Source organism: Mycolicibacterium holsaticum DSM 44478 = JCM 12374 (assembly GCF_019645835.1).
Classification (GTDB): domain Bacteria; phylum Actinomycetota; class Actinomycetes; order Mycobacteriales; family Mycobacteriaceae; genus Mycobacterium; species Mycobacterium holsaticum.
The window spans coordinates 3844012-3867058 of the sequence record NZ_CP080998.1 but is presented as its reverse complement, the minus strand read 5'-3'; the positions used below and the strand labels follow the sequence as shown (position 1 = coordinate 3867058).

Annotated in this window: 2 protein-coding genes (1 of these 2 cut by a window edge); both read left to right on the top strand. The window is 69.2% G+C overall.

Annotated elements, in window-relative coordinates:
- Positions 1-14861, top strand: partial view of a non-ribosomal peptide synthase/polyketide synthase gene (locus tag K3U96_RS18680; protein WP_220690706.1) — the 3' portion only. 9445 nt of this gene lie to the left of the window's left edge; the window shows 14861 of its 24306 coding nt (coding positions 9446-24306); the start codon falls outside the window, past its left edge; the stop codon is at positions 14859-14861.
- Positions 14858-23047, top strand: coding sequence for a non-ribosomal peptide synthetase (locus K3U96_RS18675; protein WP_220690705.1), 8190 nt, complete (start codon positions 14858-14860; stop codon positions 23045-23047). Before K3U96_RS18680 ends, K3U96_RS18675 begins: the two co-directional genes overlap by 4 nt.

The following is a 23047-nucleotide window of genomic DNA, read 5'->3' as shown; positions in this document are numbered from 1 at the left end:
CAGCGGCCGACGCAGATTCCGGCCGTGCACTCGCGGGACCGACCCCGGACGACATCGCCTACCTGATCTACACGTCGGGCACCACCGGCGTACCCAAGGGCGTGGCGATCACCCACCACAACGTCACCCAGCTGCTGGAGTCGCTCGACGTCGCACTGCCGCCGGCGGGCGTGTGGCCGCAATGCCACTCATTGGCCTTCGACGTTTCGGTGTGGGAGGTTTTCGGCCCGTTGCTGCGCGGCGGGCGAGTGGTCGTGGTGCCCGAGGACGTGGCGGGATCACCAGAGGACTTCCACGCCCTGCTGGTGCGCGAAGAGGTCACCGTGCTCACCCAGACACCCTCCGCGGTAAGGGTTTTACCGCGTGCGGGTCTGGAATCGGCGGTGTTGGTCGTGGTCGGGGAAGCCTGCCCGCCCGAGGTCGTGGATCAGTGGGCACCCGGGCGGGTGATGATCAACGCCTACGGCCCGACCGAGACGACGATGTGTGTGGCGATCAGCGCGCCGCTGACCCCGGGGCTGGGTGTGCCGATCGGCTCGCCGGTGCCGAAGGCGGCGCTGTTCGTGCTCGACGAGTGGCTGCGCCCGGTGCCAGAAGGCGTCATCGGCGAACTGTATGTGGCCGGTGACGGTGTCGGCGCCGGATACCTCGGCCGGGCGGGGCTGACCGCATCGCGGTTCGTGGCGTGCCCGTTCGGTGGTCCGCAGGCACCTGGAAAGCGGATGTATCGCACCGGGGACCTGGTGTGCTGGCGCCCCGACGGGCAGCTGCAATACCTGGGCCGCGCCGATGAGCAGGTCAAGATCCGCGGGTATCGCATCGAGCTCGGCGAGATCCAGGCCGCGCTGGCCGCACTCGACGGCGTCGAGCAGGCGGCCGTGATCGCCCGCGAGGACCGCCCCGGTGACAAACGGCTGGTGGGTTACATCACCGGCACCGCCGACCCGACCGCACTTCGTGCCCAACTGGGGGAGCGGTTGCCCGGCTACATGGTGCCCACCGCGGTGGTGGTGCTGGACGCGTTGCCGTTGACCGTCAATGGCAAGCTCGACACCCGCGCCCTGCCCGCCCCCGACTACGGCGACGGAGATCGGTACCGCGCACCCACCGACGCCGTCGAAGAGGTGCTGGCCGGCATCTACGCCCAAGTCCTGGGCCTGGACCGGGTCGGCGTCGACGACTCCTTCTTCGACCTCGGCGGCGACAGCATCCTGTCGATGCAGGTGGTCGCCCGCGCCCGCGCCGCGGGCCTGGTGTGCCGCCCGCGCGACGTGTTCGTCGAGCAGACCGTGGCACGGCTGGCCCGGGTCGCCGGCGCGTCCCACATGGGCGGCCCGATCGACAACGGGATCGGGCCGGTGGTGCCCACCCCGATCATCCGGTGGTTGCAGGCCGCCGACGGCCCGGTCGACGAGTTCAACCAGACGGTGTTGCTGCAGGCTCCCGCGGGCACCACCGAGGACGATGTGACCGCGGTGCTTCAGGCGGTGTTGGACCGGCATGCCATGCTGCGGTTGCGCGTGGGCGACGACGGCGCCGGCGGGTGGTCGTTGTCTGTGCCAGAGGCTGATTCGGTGCGCGCCGGTGAGTGTGTGCAGTCGGTGGATGCGCTGAGCGATGCGGCGTTGGTGGGGGCGCGGTCGCGGTTGAACCCCGCTGAGGGGGTGATGGTCAGCGCGTTGTGGGTGCCCGACAGCGGTGAGTTGGCGTTGATCATCCATCACCTGGCCGTCGACGGGGTGTCCTGGCGAATCCTGCTGGACGACCTGAACACCTTGTGGAGCCAACACCGCAGCGGCCGGCAGATGGCTTTGCCGCCAGCGGGGACGTCGTTTGCGCGGTGGGCTCGACTGCTGGCCGAGCACGCTCGACGTCCCGACGTGCAGCAGTTGGCGCGGATCTGGGAGCAGGTGGCCGCGGTGCCGCCGGCCCTGCCCGCGCCGCGGCCCGAGGTCGACACGTATGTCAACGCCGGGCGGTACTCGGCGGAGTTGGATCCTGAAGCCACCCGGATGCTGCTCGATGACGTGCCCGCGGCGTTTCATGCCGGGACACAAGACATTCTGTTGATCGCGTTCGGGCTCGCGGTAACGGAATTCTTGGCGACCACAAGCCCCACGGGCGCGCCGGTCGCGGTCGACGTGGAAGGCCACGGCCGCCACGAGGACCTGGCGGGTCTGGACGCCGGGGTGGATCTGTCGCGCACGGTGGGCTGGTTCACCGCGAAGTATCCGGTGGCCCTGAAAACCGCAGCGCTGCCCTGGAACCAGGTGCGCGCGGGTGACGCGGCGTTGGGCGGTGTGGTCAAGAACGCCAAGGAACAGCTTCGGGCGCTGCCCGACGGGTTGACCTATGGTCTGCTGCGCTACCTGAACCCCGATGCCGGCCTGAACGCGCAAGACCCCAGGATCGGCTTCAATTACCTTGGCCGCCTTGGCGGCCCCACGGGCGCCGGTTCCGGTGATCAGTGGAGGATCTCCCAGGGCGGGTTCGCGCGGACCGGTGCCAGCGGCGCCATACCGATGCCGCTCGTACACACCCTCGAGCTCAATTCGGCCACCGTCGACACCGACGCCGGGCCGCGTCTGCGGGCCGACTGGACGTGGGCGCCTTCGGCGTTGGACGCAGAGCAGATCTCCCGGCTGAGCCGGTTGTGGTTCGAGGCGCTGGCAGGCATCTGCGCGCATGTGCGCGGCGGCGGCGGCGGGTTGACACCGTCGGATATCGCGCCAGCGCGGTTGACGCAGCAGCAGATCGACGAGCTGCAGAGCCACGGTCCGGTCGCCGACGTGCTGCCGCTGACCCCGGTGCAGCAGGGGCTGCTCTTTCACGCCAACACCGCCCAGGCCAGCGACGACCTCTACGCGGGGCAACTGCACATATCGTTGAACGGCCCGCTGGACGCCGACCGCCTTCGCGACGCCGTGCACACCGTGCTCACCCGACACCCGAACCTGGTGGCGCGGTTCACCCGACAGTTCGACGAGCCGGTGCAGATCATCCCGGCCGCCCCGACGCTGCAGTGGCGCTTCGTCGACCTCGGCGAAAACAGCGAAGAGGAAATCGAAACGCTCTGTGCCGCAGAGCGCGCCGCGGTCTGCGACCTGATCGACCAACCGACGTTCCGGGTAGCGCTCATCCGTACCGCGCCGGACCGGCACCGGTTCGTGATGACCAATCACCACATCGTGCTCGACGGCTGGTCACTGCCGATCCTGATGCAGGAGATCTTCGCGAGCTACCACGGGCAGCGGCTCCCCACGGCCCCGCCGTACCGCAGCTTCGTCAGCTGGTTGGCCGACCGCGACCTCGACGCCGCCCACGCGGCCTGGCGCGATGCGCTCGCCGGGTTCGAAACCCCCACGCTTCTCGGCCCGCCCGATCAGTCGGGGCTCGGCCCCCGGGACGCCGAAACCTTCTCGGTGTCCGAACAGACCACCCGGGCACTCGGCGAGTTGGCGCGCACGCATCACACCACCATGAACATCGTGCTCCAGTCGGCCTATGCGCGGCTGCTGTGCTGGCTGACCGGTCAGCACGACGTCGCCTTCGGCACAGTCGATTCGGGTCGGCCGACCGACGTGCTCGGCTCGGAATCGATGGTGGGCCTGCTGATCAACACGGTGCCGGTGCGGGCCACCTTCACCCCGACCACCACCACCGCAGAACTGCTCAACCAGTTGCAGCGCGCGCACGCCGACACGCTCGAGCACCAGCATCTGGCGCTCAGCGAGATCCACCGGCTCACCGGTCAGGATCAACTCTTCGACACGTTGTTCGTGTACGAGAACTATCCGATCGACACGACCGCACCGTTCGGGGCCGACGGGCTGACGATCGACGAGTTCGACTTCCGCGAATCCACCCACTACCCGCTGACGGTGCAAGCCGAACCGGGTGACGAGCTGGGCTTCCGGATCGAGTACGACACCGACGTTTTCGACGCGGAGACCGTCCGGGCGCTCGCCAAACGGCTGGAGGCCGTATTGGTGGCGATGATCGCCGACCCGCAACGGCCGCTGTCGGCGGTGGATCTGCTCGATGAGGCCGAACATGCCCGCTTGGACGCGTGGGGCAACCGGTCGGTGCTGACCCGGCTGCCCGAGCCGACGTCGGTGCCCCAGGTGTTCACCGCGCAGGTGGCCCGCACCCCCGAGGCGGTGGCGGTCCGCTTCGAGGGCACCTCGATGACCTACCGTCAACTCGACGAGGCGGCCAACCGGCTGGCGCGTCACCTCCTCAGCCGGGGAGTCGGCCCGGGTGAGCGGGTGGCGATACTGTTTCCGCGCTCGGCCGATGCGATCGTGGCGATTCTGGCCGTGCTCAAGACCGGAGCGGCTTATCTGCCCCTGGACCCGGCGCTGCCTGACGCGCGCATCGAGTTCATGCTCACCGACGCCGCGCCGATCGCCGCGGTCACCACCGCTGCGTTGGCGCAGCGGTTCGACGGTTACGACCTGCTTGTCCTCGATGTCGCCGATCCCGAGGTGGCCGCGTCGCCCAGCACGGCGCTTCCGCTTCCCTCACCTGACGAAGTTGCCCACATCATCTACACCTCGGGCACCACCGGGGTGCCCAAAGGTGTTGCGGTCAAGCAACGCAACGTCACCCAGCTGTTCGACTCGCTGCGGATCGGCGTGCCGTTGGAGCCGGGCCAGGTGTGGACGCAGTTCCACTCGTATGCCTTCGACTTCTCGGTGTGGGAGATCTGGGGTGCGCTCCTGTACGGCGGGCGGCTGGTCGTCGTTCCCGAGCTGGTGTCGCGGTCACCGGAGGAATTCCACCGGCTGCTGGTGAGCGAACAGGTGACCGTGCTGACGCAGACGCCGTCGGCGGCGGGGATGCTGTCGGTGGACGGTCTCGACGCGGCGGCGTTGGTCATCGGCGCAGAGCCCTGCCCACCGGAGTTGGTGGACCGGTGGGCGCCGGACCGGGTGATGGTCAACGTTTACGGTCCGACGGAGACCACGATGTGGTTGTGCGCCAGCGCGCCACTGGAGGCGGGGTCGGGCTCCCCGCCGATCGGCTCACCGACCGCGTGGGCGGCGTTCTTCGTCCTGGACGCATGGCTGCGCCCGGTGCCCGCCGGTGTGGTCGGCGAGCTGTACCTGGCCGGCGCCGGTGTCGGCGTGGGATATTGGCGCCGCCCGGGACTGACCGCGTCCCGGTTCATGGCCTGCCCGTTCGGCGAGCCCGGCACGCGCATGTACCGCACCGGGGACCTGGTGCGTTGGCGCCCCGACGGGCAACTGGATTACCTGGGCCGCGCCGACGAACAGGTCAAGATCCGCGGCTACCGCATCGAACTCGGTGAAATCCAGTCGGCACTGGCTGCCCTGGACGGGGTGGAGCACGCCGCGGTGATCGCCCGCGAGGACAAGCCGGGCGACAAGCGTCTGGTCGGTTACCTCACCGGCACCGCCGATCCGGCGAAAGCCCGTGCCGCACTTGCCGAACGCCTGCCCGGCTACATGGTTCCCGCGGCGGTCATGGTGATCGACGCGCTGCCGGTGACCGTCAACGGCAAACTCGACACCCGCGCGCTACCGGCACCGGACTACCACGACGTCGGCCACTACCGTGCGCCGGCCAACCCGACCGAAGAGATCCTGGCCGGCATCTTCGCGCGGGTGCTGGGGGTGGACCGCGTCGGCGTCGACGACTCGTTCTTCGACCTGGGCGGGGATTCGCTGTCGACGATGCGCCTGGTCGGGGCGATCAACGCCAGCCTGGATACCGACCTTCCGGTGCGCACAGTGTTCGAGGCGCCCACGGTTGCCCAGTTGGCCCCGCGGATCGGGGAGGGCGCCGGTCGGCTCGCGCCGTTGACGGCTGCCGAGCGGCCCGAGATCATTCCGCTGTCGTTCGCCCAGAACCGGTTGTGGTTCGTCGACCAATTGCAGGGCCCCTCAGCGGTTTACAACATGCCGGTGGGGCTGCGGCTGCGGGGTCGCCTCGACGCGGACGCGCTCGGTTCCGCGCTGGCCGACGTGATCGGTCGCCACGAAAGCCTGCGCACGCTGTTCGACGCACCCGACGGCACACCCCGGCAGGTGGTGGCTCCCGCCGACCGGGCGCAGTTCGGCTGGGAGGTCGTCGACGCCACCGGATGGTCGGCACGCCAACTCGACGTCGCCATCGACACCGTGGTGCGCTACACGTTCGACCTGGCCTCCGAGATCCCGATGCGCGCAACGCTTTACCGGCTCTCCGACGACGAGCACGTACTGGTGGCCGTGGTGCACCACATCGCCGCCGACGGCTGGTCGCTGACGCCGCTGATCCGTGACCTGGGGGTGGCCTACGCCAGCAGGTGCGACGGGCGGGCGCCGGACTGGGCGCCGCTGGCCGCCCAATACGTCGACTACACGCTGTGGCAGCGCACGCAACTCGGCGACCTCGATGACCGCGAGAGCCCCATCGCCGCGCAGCTGACCTACTGGGAAGAGGCGCTCGCCGGGATGCCCGAGCGGCTCGCTCTGCCCACCGACCGGCCTTATCCGCCGGTCGCGGACCTGCGCGGCGCCAGCGTCACGGTGGACTGGCCGACCGAATTGCAGCAGCGGGTGCGCGCGGTGGCCGGTGAACACAGCTCGACCAGCTTCATGGTGATGCAGGCCGCGCTGGCCGTGCTGTTGTCCAAGCTCAGCGCGAGTTCCGATGTGGCCATTGGCTTCCCGATCGCCGGACGCCGCGATCCGGCGCTGGACGAGCTGGTCGGATTCTTCGTCAACAACTTGGTGCTGCGCGTCGACCTGGCCGGCGACCCGACTGTGGCAGAGGTGTTGGAACAGGTCCGGCGGCGCAGCCTGGCCGCCTACGAGCACCAGGACGTGCCGTTCGAGGTGCTCGTCGAGCGACTCAACCCGTCGCGGTCCTTGACCCATCACCCCCTGGTTCAGGTGGCGTTGGCCTGGCAAAACTTCCCCGGCAAGGACGACGACCTCACCGAGGGGCTGAACCTGGGCGACCTCGAGGTCTCTCCGCTTTCGGTGGACACCCAGACCGCCCGGATGGATCTGACCTTCTCCCTCGGGGAACGCTGGACGCAGACCGGCGAACCCGCCGGGATCGCCGGGGCGGTGGAATTCCGCGCCGACGTGTTCGACGCCGACACCGTCGAAGGCCTGATCGAGCGGTGGCGTCGGGTGCTGGCCGCGATGACCGCCGACCCCGACCGGCGGCTCTCGTCGATCGATCTGCTCGATGAGGCCGAGCACGCCCGCCTCGACGAGTGGGGCAACCGGGCGGTGCTGACTGCCCCGGAGCCTCCGGCGTTCTCGATTCCCGCGTTGTTCGCCGAACACGTCGCGCGCATCCCCGACGCGGAGGCGCTCACCTTCGAAGGCCGCGGCATGACCTACCGCGAACTCGACGAGGCCGCGAACCGGTTGGCGCAGCTGCTGGCCGCTCGCGGCGTGGGTTCGGGTCAGTGCGTTGCGCTGCTGTTGGAGCGTTCCGCCGACGCGGTCGTGGCGATGCTGGCCGTGCTCAAGACCGGGGCGGCGTATCTGCCGATCGACCCCGCGCTGCCCGACGCGCGCATCGAGTTCATGCTCACCGACGCCACCCCGACGGCGGCCGTCACGTCCAGCGGTCTTGCCGACCGGTCGCACGCCTGGGGCCTGCCCGTCATCGACGTCGACGACGCCCGCGACCCCGCCCTGACCGACCAGCCGAGCGCTGCGCCGCCGCTGCCCGAGCCCGACGACATCGCCTACATCATCTACACCTCCGGCACCACCGGTGTGCCCAAGGGCGTGGCGATCACCCATCACAACGTCACCCAACTGCTGCAGTCGCTGTACGCTGAAACGCCGGGACAGGTTTGGGCGCAATGGCATTCGTACACGTTCGATGCCTCGGTCGAAGAGATCTGGGCCGCGCTGCTGCACGGCGGGCGGCTGGTCGTGATACCCGAGTCGGTGGCCCGCTCACCCGAGGAAGGCCACGCCGTGCTCGTCGCGGAACAGGTGAGCCTGTTGAGCCAGACGCCCTCGGCGGTGGCGATGCTCTCGCCCGAGGGGCTGGGCTCGACGGCGTTGTTGGTCGCCGGTGAGCCCTGCCCGGCCGAAGTGGTGGACCGCTGGGCGCCCGGGCGCGTGATGGTCAACGGCTACGGTCCGACCGAGACCACGATCTGCGCATCGCGAAGCGCGCCGTTGACCGCCGGTTCGGATGTGGTACCCATCGGGTCACCGACGCCGGGTACCGCGTTGTTCGTCCTCGACGAGTGGTTGCGCCCGGTGCCCGAAGGCGTGGTCGGCGAGTTGTACGTGGCCGGCCGCGGTGTCGGCGTCGGCTACATCGCCCGGTCGGGTTTGACCGCGTCGCGGTTCGTGGCGTGTCCGTTCGGCGGGCCCGGCGCGCGCATGTACCGCACCGGCGATCTGGTGCGCTGGGGCGCCGACGGGCAGCTGCGGTACGTGGGTCGGGCAGACCAGCAGATCAAGCTGCGCGGGTACCGCATCGAGCTCGGTGAAGTCCAGGCCGCGCTGGCCGGGCTCGACGGTGTCGAGCAGGCCGCGGTGATCGCACGCGAGGACCGCCCCGGCGATCTGCGCCTCGTCGGCTACGTGACGGGGACTGCGGACCCCGCCAAGATGCGCAAACAGCTCGCCGAGCGGCTCCCGGCGTACATGGTTCCGGCCGCCGTCGTGACGTTGCCGACGCTGCCGTTGACGCCCAACGGAAAACTCGACACCCGAGCGCTGCCGGCGCCGGAGTACTCCGACGCCGATCACTACCGGGCGCCGGCCACCCTGACCGAGGAGATCCTGGCCAGCATCTACGCCCAGGTACTTGGCGTGGAGCGGGTCGGGGTCGACGACTCGTTCTTCGACCTGGGTGGGGACTCGCTGTCGGCGATGCGCCTGGTCGCCGCGGTGAACAAGGCGCTGGATGCCGGCCTTCAGGTCCGGGCCCTGTTCGAGGCGCCGACGGTGGCCCGGCTGGCCCCGCGTATCGGCGGGACCGAGGCGCAGTTGGAGCCGTTGGTGGCCGGGGAGCGGCCCGCGACGGTCCCGTTGTCGTTCGCCCAGTCCCGGTTGTGGTTCCTCGATCAACTGCAGGGGCCCTCGCCGGTCTACAACATGGCGACCGCGCTTCGGATCAGCGGTGCACTCGACGTCGACGCGCTGGGCGCCGCGCTCGCCGATGTGGTGGCGCGCCACGAGACGTTGCGCACGCTGTTCCCCGCAGTCGCGGGAATTCCGCGTCAGCTGGTCGTGCCAGCCGATCAGGCCCGGTTTGGCTGGGACGTGGTCGACGCCACCGGATGGACGCCGGGCCAACTGCAGGCGGCCATCGGGGACGCGGCCCGCTACACGTTCAACCTGGCCACAGAGATTCCGTTGCGGGCCAAGCTGTTCCGGCTGTCCGACGAGGAACACGTGCTGGCGGCGGTGGTGCATCACATCGCGGCCGACGGCTGGTCGCTGACCCCGCTGGTGGCCGACCTGGGGGTGGCCTACGGCGATCGGTGTGCCGGGCAGGCCCCCGGCTGGGCGCCGCTGGCGGTGCAGTACGTCGATTACACGCTGTGGCAGCGCGCGCAGTTCGGTGATCTCGACGACGACACCAGCCGGATCGCCACGCAGCTGGCGTACTGGCAGGACGCGCTGGCCGGGATGCCCGAACGCATTGCGCTGCCCACCGACCGGCCCTACCCGCCGGTGGCCGACCAACGCGGCGCCACCATGACGCTGGACTGGCCCGCCGAACTGCACCAGCAGATCGCCCGGGTGGCTCGTGAGCACAACGCGACCAACTTCATGGTCCTGCAGGCCGCACTCGGCGCCCTGCTCTCGAAGCTCAGCGGAAACTCTGATGTGGCAGTGGGTTTCCCGATCGCCGGGCGCCGTGACCCCGCACTCGACGAGTTGATCGGGTTCTTCGTCAACACCTTGGTGCTGCGCGTCGACCTGGCCGACGATCCCACCGTTGCCGAACTGCTGGCTCAGGTGCGGGCGCGCAGCCTGGCCGCCTACGAGCATCAGGACGTGCCGTTCGAGGTGCTCGTCGAGCGGCTCAACCCGACCCGCTCGTTGACCCACCATCCGTTGGTTCAGGTGGCCCTGGCGTGGCAGAACGTGCCGAACTCCGGTTCAGGGCTGGCACTGGGTGATCTGGAGGTCACCCAGATGCCTGCCGACACCCACACCGCCCGCATGGATTTGAGCTTCTCGCTGGCCGAACGCCACACGCAGGACGGCGAACCGGCCGGGATCACCGGCACGGTGGAATTCCGCACCGACGTGTTCGACGCCGACACCATCGACACGCTGATCGCGCGGTTCGAGCGGGTGTTGGCGGCGATGATCACCGACTCTGATCAGCGGCTGTCGGCGATCGATCTGCTCGACGACGACGAACACCGGCGCCTTGATCAGGTCGGCAACCGGGCGGCGCTGACCGCCCCGGCGCCACCCGCTATGTCGGTACCGGTGTTGTTCGCCGAGCATGTGGCGCGCACACCCGATGCGGTGGCGATTACCTGCGGTGCCCGCTCGTGGACCTACCGCGAACTGGATGCGGCGGCAAACCGGTTGGCGCACAAGCTGATCGGATACGGCGCCGGCCCGGGGCAGTGCGTGGCGCTGCTGTTCAATCGGTCCGGTGAGGCGGTCGTGGCGATGCTGGCCGCGCTCAAGGCGGGCGCGGCGTATCTGGCGATCGACCCGGCGGTGCCCGCGGCCCGCATCGATTTCATGCTGGCCGACGCCGCGCCGATCGTCGCCGTGACCACCGCCGATCTGGCCGACCGGTTGGCCGGACGGCACCTGCCGGCCGTGGACATCGCCGACATCGAGGCAGCGGCGGACACCCCGCCCAGCGCCGCACTGCCGGATCCGGACCCCGCCGACATCGCCTACCTCATCTACACCTCCGGAACCACCGGGGTGCCCAAAGGTGTTGGCGTCACCCACCACAACCTGACCCACCTGGCGCGCTCCTCGTCCGAGCACTTGCCGCAGGATCAGGTCTGGACACAGTGCCACTCCTACGCATTCGACTTCTCGGTGTGGGAGATCTGGGCTGCGCTGCTGGGCGGCTCGCGGTTGGTGGTGGTCCCCGAAGCGGTGGCGACCTCGCCCGACGACTTCCATGCCCTTTTGGTTCGCGAACGGGTCAACGTGCTCACCCAAACCCCGTCCGCCGTCTCGGCGCTGTCGCCGGAGGGGCTGGAATCGGTGGCGTTGCTGCTCGGCGGCGAGGCCTGCCCGGGAGAAGTGGTGGATCGTTGGGCGCCCGGGCGGGTGATGATCAACGCCTACGGCCCCACCGAGATCACGGTGTACGCGTCGATGAGCGCACCGCTGACAGCGGGATCCGGGGCGGCGCCGATCGGTGCGCCCGTATCGACCGCCGCGCTGTTCGTGCTCGACGAATGGCTGCGACCCGTTCCCGCCGGTGTCGTCGGCGAACTGTATGTCGCCGGTGACGGGGTGGCGTGCGGGTACCTCGGTCGGTCGGGTTTGACCGCGTCGCGGTTCGTGGCGTGTCCGTTCGGCGGACCCGGCACGCGGATGTATCGCACCGGCGACCTGGTGAGCTGGCGCCCCGACGGGCAGTTGCAGTACCTGGGCCGCGCCGACGATCAGGTCAAGATCCGCGGCTACCGCATCGAACTCGGCGAAGTTCAGTCCGCGCTGGCCGGGTTGGACGGTGTGCAACAGGCGGTGGTGATCACCCGCGAAGACCACCCGGGCACCAAACGTCTGGTCGGCTATGTCACGGAAGCAGCGCCCGGCGCGGTGGACCCGGCGGCGGCGCGCAGCGCGTTGGCCGACCGGCTGCCTCCGTACATGGTCCCGGCCGCGGTGGTGGTGCTGGACGTGTTGCCGTTGACGGTCAACGGCAAGCTCGACACCCGCGCCCTGCCTGCCCCGGAGTACACCGACGTCGGCCGGTTCCGCGCGCCCGCCAACGCGATCGAGGAGATCTTGGCAGGCATCTACGCCGAGGTCCTGGGGCTGGAGCGGGTCGGCGTCGACGACTCGTTCTTCGACCTGGGCGGCGACAGCATCCTGTCGATGCAGGTGGTGGCCCGCGCGCGGGCATCCGGGGTGAATTGCAGGCCCCGCGACATTTTCGTCGAGCAGACCGTCGCCCGGCTGGCCCAGGTGGTCGGGGTGAGCGGCGGTGAGGCCGGGCCGATCGACGAGGGCGTCGGGCCGGTCGTGGCCACCCCGATCATGCGGTGGCTGCGTGAGGTGCAAGCCAGCGGCGGCTCGATCGGGGAGTTCAACCAGACGGTCGTGGTCCAAGCCCCGGCCGGGGTCACCGACGCGGACGTGCCGGTGCTCGTGCAGGCGCTGCTGGATCGGCATGCCATGCTGCGGCTGCGCGTGCAGAGCACCGCGGACGCGGGGGAGTGGTCGCTGCAGGTGCCCGAGAAGGGATCGGTGCAGGCGCCGGTGCAGTCGGTGGATGCGTTGACCGACGAGGCGCTGGTGGCGGCGCGGTCGCGGTTGAACCCGGCCGACGGGGTGATGGTCAGCGCGCTGTGGGCACGCTCCACCGGGCAGCTGGCGTTGATCGTTCATCACCTGGCCATCGATGCGGTGTCGTGGCGAATTCTGTTGGAAGATCTCAACATTGCCTGGGCTCAGCACCACAACGGCGAAGACGTGGCATTGCCGGCACCCGGCACGTCGTTCGCGCGCTGGGCGGCGTTGCTCGAAGACCACGCCCACGACCCGACCGTGGTGAGCGACGCCGACGGCTGGCGACAGGTGCTGGCCACGCCCTCGCCGTTGCCTGCAGTACAGCCCGAATTGGACACCTACGCCACCGCGGGACACCTCACCGCGTCGCTGGACGCAGAGACGACGCGCGCGTTGCTCGGCGAGGTTCCCGCGGCGTTCCGTGCAGGCGTGCAGGACATCCTGCTGATCGCATACGGGCTGGCGTTGACGCAGATGCTGGACACCACCGCGTCGGTCGCCATCGACGTCGAAGGCCATGGACGCCAAGAGGAGTCAGTAGACATCGCCGCCAACGTCGACCTGTCCCGCACGGTGGGCTGGTTCACCACCAAGTACCCGGTAGCCCTGAAAACAGGAGGGCTGTCCTGGGCCCAGGTGGTGGCCGGCCACCAGGCGCTCGGCTCGTTGATCAAGGACGCCAAGGAACAACTGCGCGCCCTGCCCGACGGCCTGACCTACGGACTGCTGCGCTACCTGAACCCCGGCGTCGGCCTGAGCGGAGCCGAGCCGACGATCGGGTTCAACTACCTGGGCAGGATGGGCGCGGCCGGCGCGGATCTGGCCGCAGAGCTCTGGCAGGTCAGCCAGGACGGCGCCGAGCTCAGCGCCGCCGCCGCGGCGATACCGATGCCGTTGGGGCACACCGTGGAACTCAACGCCAGCACCGTCGAGACCGACAGCGGGCCGCAACTGTACGCCACCTGGACGTGGGCGCCCTCCGCGCTGGACGAGACACAGGTCGGTCGGCTGTCCCAACTCTGGTTCGACGCCCTGACCGGTATCTGCGCCCACGTGCGCGGCGGCGGTGGCGGCCTGACCCCCTCCGACGTCGCGCCCGCCCGGCTCAGCCAGGACGAAATCGACGAGCTCAGCGAGCAGCACCGCATCGCCGACGTGCTGCCACTGACCCCACTGCAACAGGGGCTGCTATTCCACGCGAATGCCACCAGCGGCCAGGACAGCGACGACGTCTACGCCATGCAGCTCGACATCACCGTCACCGGGCCACTGGACCCCGAGCGGCTGCGCAGCGCCGTGCAGAGCGTGGTCAACCGCCACCCCAACCTGGCGGCCCGGTTCAACCAGCAGTTCGAAGAACCGGTGCAGATCATCCCCGCCGACCCGAGCGTCCCATGGCAGTACCTCGAGATCGCCACGGGCAACTCGGAATTCGCCGACGCCGACGCACAGCTCCAGCAACTCTGCGCGGCCGAACGCGCCGCCGTGTGTGACCTGGTGCAACAGTCGGCCTTCCGCGCCGCGCTGATCCGCACGGCCGGCAACGAGCACCGGTTCGTGATGACCTACCACCACATCGTGCTCGACGGGTGGTCGCTGCCGATCCTGCTGCAGGAGATCTTCGCCAGCTACTACGGGCAGCATCTCCCGGCGGCCGGGTCCTACCGCAGGTTCGTCACCTGGTTGGCCGAGCGCGACGTCGAGGCCGCGCACGCCGCCTGGCGTGAAGTCCTCGCCGGGTTCGAAACCCCCACGCTGGTCGCGCCAAGCCGGACCAAGCCGGGCCGACGCGCCACCGAAACGTTCGCGGTGCCCGCCGAAACCACCCAGGCCATCAACGAATTGGCCCGCAGTTGCCACACCACCGTCAACACCGTGCTGCAGGCGGCGTGGGCGCAACTGCTGACGTGGTTGACCGGCCAGCACGACGTCGCGTTCGGCGTCGCGGTCTCCGGACGGTCGGCAGAGGTGTCGGGTGCCGAATCGATGGTGGGCCTGCTGATCAACACCGTCCCGGTGCGGACCACCATCACCCCCGACACCACCATCGCCGACCTACTCGAGGATCTGCAGCGCTGCCACATGAATACCCTGGACCATCAGCATCTGGCACTCAACGAGATCCACCGCGCTGCCGGCCACGACCAACTTTTCGACACCCTGTTCGTGTTCCAGAACTATCCCGTGGACACCGCCGCCATGCACACCACCAACGGGTTGGCCGTCACCGAGGTCAACGGTCGCGAATACAACCACTATCCGCTGACCTTGCAGGCCATGCCCGGTGAGGAACTGGTGCTGCGGGTGGAGTTCGACACCGACGTGTTCGACGCGAACCGCGTCCACAAGATCATGCGCCGGTTCCAGCGGGTGCTGGCGGCCATGGCCGGCGATTCGGCGCAGAAGTCATGACGGCTGACGCCTCCCGTCGCTTGTTGTCGATGGACCTCGACGACGACGACGAACGCGAAGACCTCGACGAGTGGGGTAACCGCGCGGCGTTGACCGCGCCGCCTTCTGCCTCAGCCGCCCTGTCGATCCCGGAGTTGTTCGCCCGGCAGGTATCTCGTGCCCCCGACGCGGTGGCGGTGAGTTTCGGCGATCGCGCAGTGACCTACCGCGAGCTCGACGACACCTCGAATCGGTTGGCGCACTTGTTGGTTGACCGCGGTGTGGCGCCCGGCCAGCGGGTCGGGTTGGTGTTTCCGCGTTCGGCCGAGGCGATCGTGGCGATCCTCGGCGTGCTCAAGACGGGTGCGGCCTATGTGCCGGTCGACCCCGCGGTACCCGACGCCCGGTTGGATTTCGTGCTCGGTGACGCGGCACCGGCGGTCGCGGTCACCACCGCCGAACTGGCCGGCCGGTTGGCGGGGCGGGAGCTGATGGTCGTCGACGTCGGCGAAATCGACGCCTCGGTGCCCAATGGGCAGCCGGGCACGACACTGCCGGCGGTGCACTCCGACGACGTCGCCTACCTCATCTACACCTCGGGAACGACCGGCACCCCCAAGGGTGTGGCGATTCCGCACCGCAATGTCACCCGGTTGCTGGACGCGATCGACGCGCGCATGCCGTTGTCGGCGGATCTGGTGTGGACACAATGTCATTCGTTGGCGTTCGACTTCTCGGTGTGGGAGATCTGGGGCGCGTTGTTGCGCGGGGGCCGGGTGGTGGTGGTGCCCGAGTCGGTGGCGGGCTCACCCGAGGAGTTCAACGCCCTGTTGGTGGCTGAGCGGGTCAGTGTGCTCAGCCAGACACCGTCGGCGTTCTACGCGCTCGCTCCCGAGCTGGGATCTGACCTCGCGCTGGAGGCGGTGGTGTTCGGTGGGGAGGCGCTGGAGCCGGCGCGGCTGAAGGGCTGGCTGGATGCCCAGTCGGATGCGCCGCGGTTGATCAATATGTACGGGATCACCGAGACCACGGTGCACGCGTCGTTCCGCGAGGTCGGCGCCGGTGACGTCGACGATGTGGTCAGCCCGATCGGGGGGCCGCTGGCCGATCTGGCGTTTTTCGTGCTCGACGCCTGGTTGCGGCCGGTGTCAGCGGGTGTGGTCGGTGAGTTGTACGTGGCCGGGGCCGGTGTGGGTTACGGCTATGTGGGCCGGGCCGGGTTGAGCGGGTCGCGGTTTGTGGCGTGTCCGTTCGGGCCGGCGGGGGCGCGGATGTATCGCACCGGGGATCTGGTGGCCTGGGGTTCCGACGGGCAGCTGCAGTATCTGGGCCGCGCTGATGAGCAGGTCAAGATCCGCGGGTATCGCATCGAGCTGGGGGAGATCCAGGCGGCGCTGGCCGCGATGGCGGGGGTTGAGCAGGCGGCGGTGATCGCGCGCGAAGACCATCCTGGGGACAAGCGGTTGGTCGCCTATATCACCGGCGGCGCTGACCCGGTCGAATTGCGTGCGGCACTGGGGCAGCGGTTACCCGGCTACATGGTGCCCGCGGCGGTGGTGGTGCTCGACGCATTGCCGCTGACGGTCAACGGCAAGCTCGACAAGCGCGCGCTGCCGGCCCCGGAGTTCTCCGACGGTGCGCACTATCGCGCCCCGGCCAATGCCACCGAAGAGATCCTGGCCGGCATCTACGCCCACGTCCTGGGCCTGGACCGGGTCGGCGTCGACGACTCCTTCTTCGACCTCGGCGGAGATTCGCTGTTGGCGATGCGCCTGGTCGCCGCGATCAACAAGACGATGGACACCGGCCTGGTCGTGCGCGCGGTGTTCGACGCCCCCACCGTCGCCCAGTTGGCGCTGCGGTTGGGCGGCGACGACGATCAACTGGAGCCACTGGTCGCCGGTGAGCGGCCCGCGGTGATGCCGTTGTCGTTCGCGCAGAGCCGGCTGTGGTTCATCGACCAACTGCACGGCCCCTCACCGGTGTACAACCTCGCGGTCGGGCTTCGCCTCGAAGGCGATCTCGACGTCGAAGCGCTCGGTGCGGCGTTCGCCGACGTGGTCGACCGCCATGAAAGCCTGCGCACGGTGTTCCCGGCCGTCGAGGGGATACCCCAGCAACAGATCGTTCCCGCCGACCAAGCCGAATTCGGCTGGAACGTCGTCGATGCCAGCGGATGGCCGGCAAGCCGGCTGGCAGAAGCGGTCGAGGAAACCGCGCGGCACAGTTTCGACCTGGCCGAGGAAATCCCGTTGCGGGCACGGCTTTTCCGTGTCAGCGAAAACGAGCATGTGCTGGTGGCTGTGGTGCACCACATCGCCGCCGACGGCTGGTCGATCACCCCGCTGGTTGCCGATCTGGGCGTGGCCTACGCCAGCCGGTGTGTCGGACAACCCCCGGGCTGGGAGCCGCTGGCGGTCCAGTATGTCGACTACACGCTGTGGCAGCGCGCGCAACTCGGTGAGCTCGAGGACGGCGACAGCCGGATCGCCCAGCAGCTGAGCTTCTGGGAAGAGACGTTGGCTGGAATGCCCGAACGCATTGCGCTGCCGACCGATCGGCCGTACCCGCTGGTCGCCGATCAGCGCGGCGCCAGGGTGGAGGTCGACTGGCCCGTCGAGCTGCAGCAGCAGATCGCGCGGGTGGCCCGTGAGCACAACGCGACGGGCTTCATGGTGATGCAGGCTGCACTGGCGGTGCTGCTGGCCAAGCTCAGCACGAGCTCCGATGTGGCAGTGGGCTTCCCGATCGCCGGGCGCCGCGATGCCGCGCTCGACGAGCTGGTCGGGTTCTTCGTCAACACCCTGGTCCTGCGCGTCGATCTGGAGGGTGACCCCAGCGTCACCGACGTGCTCGCGCAAGTGCGGGCGCGCAGCCTGGCCGCCTTCGAGCACCAGGACGTGCCGTTCGAACTCCTGGTGGAGCGGCTCAACCCGACCCGGTCGCTGACCCATCATCCGCTGGTTCAGGTGATGTTGGCCTGGCAGAACGTCCCCGGACAGGGCGACGATTCGGCAGGCACGATGGCGCTGGGCGATCTGGCCGTCCGCCAGCTACCGCTGGACACCCACACAGCGCGCATGGACCTGTCGTTCTCGCTGGCCGAACGCTGGACCGAAACCGGCGAGGCCGCGGGCATTGGCGGCACGGTGGAGTTCCGCACCGACGTGTTCGACACCGCCAGCATCGAAGCCCTCGTCGAGCGGTTACACCGGGTGCTCGAGGCGATGACCGCCGACCCGACCCGGCCGCTGTCGGCGATCGATGTCCTCGACGCAGACGAACACGCCCGCGTCGACGCGATCGGTAACCGGGCGGCGTTGACGCAGCCGCTTGCCACGGCGTCGATTCCGGCCATGTTCGAGGCGCAGGTCGCCAGCGATCCCGACGCGGCGGCCGTCAGCCTCGACGGCCACGTCATCGCGTACCGCGAACTCGATGAGGCCGCAAACCGGTTGGCGCACCTGCTGATCAGCCGCGGTGTCGGTCCGGGGCAGCGGGTCGCGCTGCTGTTCCCGCGCTCGGTCGAAGCGGTCGTGGCGATCTTTGCGGTGCTCAAAACCGGTGCGGCCTACGTGCCGATCGATCCGTCGGTGCCCGACGCCCGGTTGGAGTTCGTGCTCGGTGACGCGGCACCGGCCGCCGCGGTCACCACGGCGGCGCTGGCCGACCGGCTGTCGGGTCGCGGTCTGGTGATCATCGACGTGGACGACGCCGCTCTTGACCACCAGCCCAGCACCCCGCCGCCGGGACCCGGCCCCGACGACATCGCCTACCTCATCTACACCTCCGGCACGACGGGCGTGCCCAAGGGTGTGGCCATCCCGCATCACAACGTCACCCGGCTGCTGGAAGCGATCGACACCCGGCTGGCGCTACCGCCGAAACAGGTGTGGACGCAGAGCCATTCGTTGGCCTTCGACTTCTCCGTCTGGGAGATCTTCGGCGCCCTGCTTCACGGTGGGCGGCTGGTCATCGTCTCCGATGCGGTGGCCCGATCGCCAGAAGAGTTCCACGACTTGCTGATCGACGAGCAGGTCAATGTGCTGAGCCAGACGCCGTCGGCGTTCTACGCGCTGCAATCCATCGACGAGCTGACCCCCGAGTCGGCGTCCGAACTCGCACTCGACGTGGTGGTCTTCGGCGGGGAGGCCCTGGAGCCGCCCCGGCTCAAGGGCTGGCTGGACGCCCATCCGGGGGCGCCGCGGTTGATCAACATGTACGGGATCACCGAGACCACGGTGCACGCTTCGTTCCGCGAGATCCTCCTCGACGACATCGACAACTCGGTCAGCCCGATCGGAGTGCCGCTGGCGCACCTGGGTTTCTTCGTACTCGACGCCTGGTTGCGGCCGGTGCCGGTCGGGGTCGTGGGGGAGCTGTACGTGGCAGGCGCCGGGGTGGGCGCCGGATATGTGGGCCGGCCGGGGCTGAGCGCAACGCGGTTCCTGGCGTGTCCCTTCGGCGCGCCGGGGCAGCGGATGTATCGCACCGGGGACTTGGTGTGTTGGGGCGCCGACGGGGAGCTGCGGTACCTGGGCCGCGCCGACGAGCAGGTCAAGATCCGCGGCTATCGCATCGAGCTCGGTGAAATCCAGTCCGCCCTGGCCCAACTGGACGGGGTCGAGCAGGCGGTGGTGATCGCCCGCGAGGACCGGCCCGGCGACAAGCGCCTGGTGGGATACGTCACCGGGATCGACGATCCGGCCGGGCTGCGTGCCCAGCTCGCTGAGCGGCTGCCCGCCTACATGGTGCCGGCTGCGGTGGTGGTGCTCGACGCGCTGCCGCTGACCGTCAACGGCAAGCTCGACATCCGCGCGCTGCCGGCGCCGGAGTACACCGACGTCGACCACTACCGTGCCCCGGCCAACCCGGTCGAGGAGATCCTGGCGGGCATCTACGCCGAGGTGCTCGGGCTGGAGCGCGTCGGGGTCGACGACTCGTTCTTCGACCTCGGCGGCGACAGCATCTCGGCCATCCAGGTGATCATGCGCGGCCACGCCGCCGGCCTGGTCGGTCGCCCGCGCGACATCTTCGTCCAGCAGACCGTGGCCCGGCTGGCCCGCGTCGTCAGGTTGGCCGACAGCTCGGGTGGCGAGATCGACGAGGGCACGGGGCCGGTGATCGCGACCCCGATCATGCAGTGGCTCAAGGGTATCGACGGCTCGATCGACGAGTTCAACCAGACGGTGCTGTTGGCTGCCCCCGCCGGGGTGACCGAAGCCGACGTGGTGGTGGTGCTGCAGGCCCTGCTGGACCGCCATGCGATGCTGCGCCTGCGCGCCGAGGACGACGGCGCCGGCGGATGGTCGTTGACCGTGCCAGAACCCGATGCGGTCGACGCGCGCAGTCGGCTGCAAACGGTCGATGTGTTGACCGATGACGCGCTGGTGGCGGCGCGGTCCCGGTTGAGCCCCGCCGACGGGGTGATGCTCAGCGCGCTGTGGGTGGCCTCGACCGGTCAACTGGCGTTGATCATCCACCACCTGGCCGTCGACGGGGTGTCCTGGCGAATCGTGTTGGAAGACCTCAATATCGCCTGGACTCAGCATCGCGGCGGGCAGCCGGTGCTGTTGCCCCCGGCTGGGACGTCGTTCGCCCGGTGGGCACAGGTGCTGGCCGAGCACGCCCGCGACAGCCAGGTCGTCGCCCAGACCGACGCGTGGCGGCGGGTGGCGGCGGTCCCCGCGGCGCTGCCCGCGCCGCAACCCGCGGTGGACACGTTCGCCACCGCCGGATATCTCAGCGAGCTGCTGGACGCCGAGACCACCCACATGCTGCTGGGCGAGGTGCCCGCGGCGTTCCACGCCGCCGTGCACGAGATCCTGTTGATCGCTTTCGCTTTGGCGTGGACGCAGTACCTGGGCACCGACGGCGCTCCGATCGCCATCGACGTCGAGGGGCACGGACGCGACGAGGAGTTGACAGACCCGGCGGCCGATCGGCATATCGACCTGTCGCGCACGGTGGGCTGGTTCACGGCCAAGTACCCGGTGTCCCTGCATCTCGGCGGACCGTCGGGGGGCCTGCGCTGGGCACAGGTCGTCGCGGGCGACGCGGCGCTGGGTGCAGTCATCAAAGACGCCAAGGAACAGCTTCGTTCCATGCCCGACGGGTTGACCTATGGTCTGCTGCGTTACCTGAACCCCGATGTGGACCTGGCCGGAAACGACCCGGTGATCGGGTTCAACTACCTTGGGCGCCTTGGCGCCCCGGCGGCCTACGCATCCGGTGACGTGTGGCGGTTCAGCCAGGAAGGTTTGTCGATGACCGCCGCGGCGGCGGCGATGCCCATCGCCTTGATGCACACCGTGGAGCTCAACGCGGCCACCATCGACACCGACACCGGGCCGCACCTGAACGCCACCTGGACGTGGGCGCAGTCGGCGCTGGACCGCACGGCGGTCACCCGGATCAGCCGGTTGTGGTTCGACGCGCTGGCCGGGATCTGTGCGCACGTGCGGCGCGGTGGTGGCGGTTTGACGCCTTCGGACATCGCGCCGGTGCGGTTGAGCCAGCAGAAGATCGACGAGCTGCATCGTCAGTCTCCGATCGCCGACGTGCTGCCGTTGACCCCCCTGCAGCAGGGGCTGCTGTACCACGCCAGCATCGCGAACAGTTCCGGCGACGACGTGTACGCGGTGCAACTGGACATCGCGTTGAGCGGTCCGCTCGACGCCCACGGCCTGCGCGACGCGGTGCAGGCCGTGGTCACCCGCCATCCGCACCTGGCCGCCCGCTTCTGCCCGCAGTTCGAACAACCCGTGCAGCTGATCCCCGCTGACCCCGTCACGCCGTGGCGGTATGTCGAATTGGACGGCGACAGCACCGATCTGGATGTCGACGAGCGTATCGAGCAGATCTGCGCCGACGAACGCGCCGCGGTGTGCGATCTGGTCAACCAGCCACCCTTCCGGGTGGCGCTCATCCGCATCGCCGCAGACCGGCACCGGTTCGTGCTGACCAACCACCACATTGTGCTCGACGGCTGGTCGATGCCGATCCTCATGCAGGAGATCTTCGCCGGCTACCACGGCCACCGGCTGCCCGCGGCTTCGCCGTACCGCAGCTTCATGACGTGGCTGGCCGAGCGGGATCACGCTGCGGCACAAGCGGCGTGGCGCGAACTGTTCACCGGCTTCCAGACCCCGATCCTCGTGGGCCCGCCGCAGAAGCTCGGCTTCGCGCGGCGAAGCGTCGAAGTGTTCCGGGTACCCGCGAAGACCACCCGCGGCATCACCAAGCTGGCGCGTTCCCACCACACCACCGTCAACATCGTGCTGCAGGCCGCCTGGGCAGTGCTGCTCACCTCGCTGACCGACCAGCATGACGTGGCCTTCGGCACGGTCGTCTCCGGCCGGCCGCCCGAGGTGCTCGGCGCGGAATCGATGGTGGGCCTGCTGATCAACACGGTGCCGGTGCGCGCGACCATCGCCCCGCAGACCACCGCGTCGGATCTGCTGGATCAACTGCAGAGCGCCCACAACAACACGCTCGAACATCAGCACCTGGCGCTCAGCGACATCCACCGGATCACCGGCCAGGAGCGACTGTTCGACACCGTCTTCGTGTACGAGAACTATCCGATCGACACCGGGACACCGCCTGCCGTCGACGGATTGGCCATCACGGGATTCACCAGCCGCGACTTCTACCACTATCCGCTTGCGGTGCAAGCCGGTCCGGGCCGCGAACTGGAGTTACGCGTCCAGTACGACACCGAGGTGTTCGACGCGGCAGGTATCGAAGGGCTGATGGAGCGGTTCAAGCAGGTGCTGGTCGCGATGACCGCCCATCCGGGCCGGCGGCTCTTGTCGATGGACGTGCTGCATACCGGCAAGCACTCCTGGCTGGACCGGTGGAGCAAACGGGCGTCCTCGACTGCGTCGGTGGCTCCGGCCCCCGAACCCCGCGACACCGGCGGCTATGCGGCGCCGGCCACGCTGGTCGAGCAGATCCTGGCCAGCATCTACGCCCAGGTGCTCGGGGTGGACCGCGTCGGCGTCGACGAGTCGTTCTTCGAACTCGGCGGGGATTCGCTCGCGGCCATGCGGGCGGTCGCCGCGATCAACACGGCCCTGGACGTACACCTCACCGTGCCAACGTTGTTCGACGCGCCGACCGTTCGGAGCCTGAGCCGGCTGTTGGACGAAGACAGCTCGTTGAGCGAAGGTTCCGCCGTCAGCCGGGCCGGCGAATCGGGGTGA